Annotated in this window: 6 protein-coding genes; all 6 read left to right on the plus strand. The window is 70.8% G+C overall.

Annotated elements, in window-relative coordinates; genetic code table 11:
- Position 1: 1 nt before the first annotated feature.
- Positions 2-1,204 (plus strand): phosphoglycerate kinase, encoded by a 1,203-nt coding sequence (locus ALMP_RS24270; RefSeq protein WP_264931654.1) that lies wholly within the window; start codon positions 2-4, stop codon positions 1,202-1,204.
- A gap of 5 nt (positions 1,205-1,209) precedes the next feature.
- Positions 1,210-1,986, plus strand: coding sequence for a triose-phosphate isomerase (gene tpiA / locus ALMP_RS24275; protein WP_264931655.1), 777 nt, complete (start codon positions 1,210-1,212; stop codon positions 1,984-1,986).
- Between the two features lie 104 nt (positions 1,987-2,090).
- The gene (gene secG / locus ALMP_RS24280) at positions 2,091-2,321 is read left to right on the plus strand and encodes a preprotein translocase subunit SecG (protein ID WP_264931956.1); all 231 of its coding nucleotides are present in this window, start codon (positions 2,091-2,093) and stop codon (positions 2,319-2,321) included.
- 211 nt (positions 2,322-2,532) lie between these two features.
- The gene (locus tag ALMP_RS24285; RefSeq protein WP_003957010.1) at positions 2,533-2,868 is read left to right on the plus strand and encodes an RNA polymerase-binding protein RbpA; all 336 of its coding nucleotides are present in this window, start codon (positions 2,533-2,535) and stop codon (positions 2,866-2,868) included.
- Positions 2,869-3,099: 231 nt separating this feature from the next.
- Positions 3,100-4,308 carry an MFS transporter gene (locus ALMP_RS24290; protein WP_375803529.1) on the plus strand — a complete coding sequence of 403 codons (1,209 nt, stop codon included), beginning with the start codon at positions 3,100-3,102 and terminating at the stop codon, positions 4,306-4,308.
- Between the two features lie 72 nt (positions 4,309-4,380).
- Positions 4,381-5,587: glucose-6-phosphate isomerase (pgi, locus tag ALMP_RS24295; protein ID WP_264931716.1), on the plus strand; the 1,207-nt coding region annotated here is incomplete at its 3' end.

Raw genomic sequence — 5,587 nt, forward strand, 5'->3', positions numbered from 1 at the left:
GATCGACGAACTCCTCTCCGAAGGCGTGGCCGGACGGCGCGTCTTCGTCCGCGCCGACCTCAACGTGCCGCTGGACGGCGACACCATCACCGACGACGGCCGCATCCGCGCCGTGCTGCCGACCGTCAAGGCCCTCGCGGACGCGGGCGCCAAGGTGGTCGTCGCCTCCCACCTGGGCCGCCCCAAGGGCGCCCCGGACCCCGCGTTCTCCCTCGCCCCGGCCGCCGCGCGCCTGGGCGAGCTGCTCGGCTCCGCCGTCGCCTTCGCCACCGACACGGTCGGCGAGTCCGCCCGGGCGACGGTCGCCGGCCTGGCCGACGGCCAGGTCGCCGTCATCGAGAACCTGCGCTTCAACCCGGGCGAGACGGCCAAGGACGACGCCGAGCGCGGCGCCTTCGCCGACCAGCTCGCCGAGCTCGCGGACGTCTACGTCGGTGACGGCTTCGGCGCGGTGCACCGCAAGCACGCGTCCGTGTTCGACCTCCCGGCCCGCCTGCCGCACGCCGCCGGCTACCTCATCGCCACCGAGGTCGCGGTCCTGAAGAAGCTCACCGAGGACGTCAAGCGCCCCTACGTCGTCGCGCTCGGCGGCGCCAAGGTCTCCGACAAGCTCGCCGTCATCGACGAGCTGCTCGGCAAGGCCGACCGGCTGCTCATCGGCGGCGGCATGGCCTACACCTTCCTCAAGGCCAAGGGCCACGAGGTCGGCATCTCCCTCCTTCAGGAGGACCAGATCCCGGTTGTCACCGAGTACATCGAGCGGGCCGAGAAGACCGGCGTCGAGCTGGTCCTCCCCGTCGACGTGCTGGTCTCGACCGAGTTCCCGGACCTGAAGACCAAGGCCCCGGCCAACCCCACCGTCGTCGCCGCGGACGCGATCCCCGCCGACCAGGAGGGCCTGGACATCGGCCCGCAGACCCGCAAGCTGTACGCCTCGAAGCTCGCCGACGCCGCCACCGTCTTCTGGAACGGCCCCATGGGCGTCTTCGAACACCCCGACTACGCCGAGGGCACCAAGGCGGTCGCCCAGGCCCTCCTCGACTCCCCGGCCTTCACGGTCGTCGGCGGTGGCGACTCCGCCGCGGCCGTCCGCCTCCTGGGCTTCGACGAGAACGCATTCGGCCACATCTCGACCGGCGGCGGCGCCTCCCTCGAATACCTCGAGGGCAAGACGCTCCCCGGCCTCGCCGCACTGGAGGACTGACCCCTATGAGCACGCGCACGCCGCTGATGGCGGGCAACTGGAAGATGAACCTCAACCACCTGGAGGCCATCGCCCACGTCCAGAAGCTCGCCTTCGCCCTCGCGGACAAGGACTACGAGGCCGTCGAGGTCGCCGTCCTGCCGCCCTTCACCGACCTGCGCTCCGTGCAGACCCTGGTCGACGGCGACAAGCTCCGCATCAAGTACGGCGCCCAGGACATCTCGGCGCACGACAGCGGCGCCTACACCGGCGAGATCTCCGGCCCGATGCTGGCCAAGCTGAAGTGCACGTACGTGGCGATCGGCCACTCCGAGCGCCGCCAGTACCACGGCGAGACCGACGAACTGGTCAACGCCAAGGTCAAGGCCGCCTACAAGCACGGCCTGACCCCGATCCTGTGCGTCGGCGAGGAGCTGGAGGTCCGTGAGGCGGGCAACCACGTCACCCACACCCTCGCCCAGGTCGAGGGCGGTCTGAAGGACCTCCCGGCCGAGCAGGCCGAGACGGTCGTGATCGCCTACGAGCCCGTGTGGGCCATCGGCACCGGCAAGGTCTGCGGCGCCGAGGACGCCCAGGAGGTCTGCGCCGCCATCCGCGGCAAGATCGCCGAGCTGTACACGCAGGAGCTGGCCGACAAGGTCCGCATCCAGTACGGCGGCTCCGTCAAGGCCGGCAACGTCGCCGAGATCATGGCGCAGGCCGACATCGACGGCGCGCTGGTGGGCGGTGCCTCCCTGGACGCCGACGAGTTCGTCAAGATCGTGCGCTTCCGCGACCAGTGAGTAGGCCGTAGCGGCGTAACGTCGTACTCTTGCGGGGGCATGGCAGCTAGCCGCCGTGCCCCCGTCGTCCATCAGAATCCGAGGAAGTTGGTCCAGCCGTGGTTATGGGGTTCTCGATCGCCCTGATCGTCTTCAGCCTGCTGCTGATGCTGCTGGTGCTGATGCACAAGGGGAAGGGCGGCGGCCTCTCCGACATGTTCGGTGGCGGCATGCAGTCCTCCGTCGGCGGCTCCTCCGTCGCCGAGCGCAACCTCGACCGCATCACCGTGGTGGTCGGTCTGCTGTGGCTGGCGTGCATCATCGTCCTCGGCCTGTTGATGAAGGCGAACAGCTGACCCGCCTGTCACAGGCGCACACATTCCCCTACGTAACGCCCCATGTTCGGTACGCGCAGCTGAGCGCGGCCTATCATGGGGCGTGCGTCTGTGTGCGTGGGCTGTAACTCCCGCCACTGGACGCGCGTTGGGCCTTACGTAGACTGAGGCGCTCGCAGCGAAGCGAAACGCCGACTCGCTTTGCGGCACCATCACGCAGGGAGTTACGACCGTGGCAAGTGGCAACGCGATCCGAGGAAGCCGGGTCGGGGCGGGGCCGATGGGCGAGGCCGAGCGCGGCGAGTCCGCGCCGCGTCTGCGCATCTCCTTCTGGTGCTCCAACGGGCACGAGACGCAGCCCAGCTTCGCCAGCGACGCGCAGGTTCCCGACACCTGGGACTGCCCGCGCTGCGGCTTCCCGGCCGGACAGGACCGGGACAACCCGCCGGACCCGCCGCGCACCGAGCCCTACAAGACGCACCTCGCCTATGTGCGGGAGCGGCGCAGCGACGCGGACGGCGAGGCGATCCTCGCCGAGGCGCTCGCCAAACTGCGGGGCGAGATCTAGAAGTTGAGGACCGGCCAGGTGCCCGCGGGTGCCTGGCCGGTCCCGTTGCGCCCATCGGCCGGCGGTCCGCCGCGGACCGATTGTCAGTGGTGTCCTCTACGGTTTTCGCAGTGGTGCTCGTCGCGACCGACGTCGCGGCGGTGAACCGGAGAACCGGCAGGGGGAGTCGTGACAGCGGTGAAGACGACGGGCGACGTGGTCGCGCCCTCGTGGCGCGGCGGGTTCGGGCGCCTGTGGAGCGCCGCCGTCGTCTCGCGCTTCGGCGACGCCCTGCGGACGACCGCGCTGCCCCTGCTCGCGGTCCAGCTCACCGACGACCCGCTGGTCATCGCCTCCGTGACCGCCTGCTCCTACGTCCCCTGGCTGCTGTTCGGCCTGCTCGGCGGGGCCGTCGCCGACCGTGTCGACCAGCGGCGCGCGATGTGGGCCGTGGACACCGTGCGCGGGCTGCTGGTGGCCGCGTTCGCCCTCGCCGTGGCCCTCGGCCACGCCTCGATCCCGCTGCTGCTCGCCCTCGCGTTCCTGCTGACCACCCTGCAGACCCTCTTCGACAACGCCTCCACCGCCCTGCTGCCCTCCCTCGTGGACCGCGAGGCTCTCGGCGGGGCCAACGCCCGGCTGATGACCGGCCAGCAGCTCGCCGGGGGACTGCTGGCCGGCCCGGTCGTGCCGCTGCTGCTCGGCGCCGGGGCCTTCCTGCCGTTCGCCGCCGACGCGGCCACCTACCTGCTGGCGGCGGCCCTGGTGGCCTCCCTGCGGATACGACCGCCCGAGCGGGAGCCGCGGCCCACGGGCAGCACCCTGCGCGCGGAGATCGGCGAGGGACTGCGCGCCCTGTGGCACGACCGGGTGCTGCGCTCCGTCTGCCTCGGCACACTGCTGTGCAACATCGGCATGGGCGCCCTCATCGCCACCCTCGTCCTGCATGTGACGCGCTGGCTGGACGCGGGCGACGCCGAGTTCGCCGCCGCCATGACCGTGTACGCCGTCGGCAGCCTCGCCGGCGGCTTCCTCGCCCAGCGGATCGCCCGCCGCACCGGACGGGCCCGCGCCCTGCTGCTCGGCGGCGCCGTCCAGACGGCGTCGCTGCTGCTCATGGGCACCGTCCGGCACCTCGGCGCGCTCCTCGTGGGCATGCTGCTGCTCGGCGTCATGAACATGGTGTGGAACGTCAACCAGGTCACGCTGATGCAGCGGCGCAGCCCCGAGTCCATGGTCGGCCGGATCTCCGCCGCCTTCCGTACGGCCTCCACCTCCGGTGCCCCGCTCGGCGCGCTGCTCGGCGGAGCCGTGGCGGGAGCCTACGGCCTGAACGCGCCCGCGCTCCTCGCCGCCCTGCTGTTCGCCGCGGCGGTCGTGTCGTTGATACCGGCGGGCAACGCGGACGTACCTGTCGGTGCACCACGGGAGGGTCCCGCGTCAGCTCACGTCACACACTGATCAACTAGGTTGGGACCGGCAGTGGACAAGGTGCGCAGCACGGACAGGTGAGGAAAGAGGGTCGGGTCCGACATGAACGCAGACGGCCGTACGAGGCTCAACCAGACGCCCGAGTGGACCGCTCTGGCCAAGCATCGCGAGGAACTCGGGGAGGTACGGCTGCGGGAGCTGTTCGCCGCCGACCCCGGGCGCGGCAGCGGGTACACACTGCGGGTCGGTGACCTGCACATCGACTACTCCAAGCACCTCGTCACCGACGAGACGCTGCGGCTGCTGCGCGAGCTGGCCGCCGCCACCGACGTCTTCGGCCTGCGGGACGCCATGTTCCGCGGCGAGAGGATCAACACCACCGAGAACCGGGCCGTGCTGCACACCGCGCTGCGCGCCCCGCGCGACGCGGTCGTCGAGGTCGACGGGGAGAACGTCGTCCCGGCGGTGCACGCCGTCCTCGACAAGATGGCCGACTTCGCGGACCGCGTCCGCTCGGGAGCCTGGACCGGCCACACCGGCAGGCGCATCAAGAACGTGGTCAACGTCGGCATCGGCGGCTCCGACCTCGGCCCCGCCATGGCCTACGAGGTGCTGCGCAGCTACACCGACCGCGACCTGACCGTCCGCTTCGTCTCCAACGTGGACGGCGCCGACCTGCACGAGGCGACCCGGGACCTGGACCCGGCCGAGACGCTGTTCATCATCGCGTCCAAGACCTTCACCACCATCGAGACCATCACCAACGCCACCTCGGCGCGCGGCTGGCTGCTGGCGGCGCTCGGTGACGAGGCCGCCGTCGCCCGGCACTTCGTGGCGCTGTCGACCAACGCGGAGAAGGTCGCCGAGTTCGGCATCGACACGGCCAACATGTTCGAGTTCTGGGACTGGGTCGGCGGCCGCTACTCCTACGACTCGGCGATCGGCCTCTCCCTGATGATCGCCATCGGCCCGGACCGCTTCCGCGAGATGCTCGACGGCTTCCGGATCGTCGACGAGCACTTCCGCACCACCCCCGCCGAGGCCAACGCCCCGCTGCTGCTCGGCCTGCTGGGCATCTGGTACGGCAACTTCCACGACGCCCAGTCGCACGCGGTGCTGCCCTACAGCCACTACCTGTCCAAGTTCGCCGCCTACCTCCAGCAGCTCGACATGGAGTCCAACGGCAAGTACGTCGGCAGGGACGGCAAGGAGGTCGACTGGCAGACCGGCCCGATCGTCTGGGGCACGCCCGGCACCAACGGGCAGCACGCCTACTACCAGTTGATCCACCAGGGCACCAAGCTGATCC

The organism is Streptomyces sp. A012304 (assembly GCF_026008495.1).
In the GTDB taxonomy this organism is placed as follows: domain Bacteria; phylum Actinomycetota; class Actinomycetes; order Streptomycetales; family Streptomycetaceae; genus Streptomyces.

Coding starts and splice junctions, on each gene's coding strand:
- tpiA (WP_264931655.1), top strand. CDS start 1,210: ATGAGCACGCGCACGCCGCTGATGGCGGGCAACTGGAAGATGAACCTC.
- secG (WP_264931956.1), top strand. CDS start 2,091: ATGGGGTTCTCGATCGCCCTGATCGTCTTCAGCCTGCTGCTGATGCTG.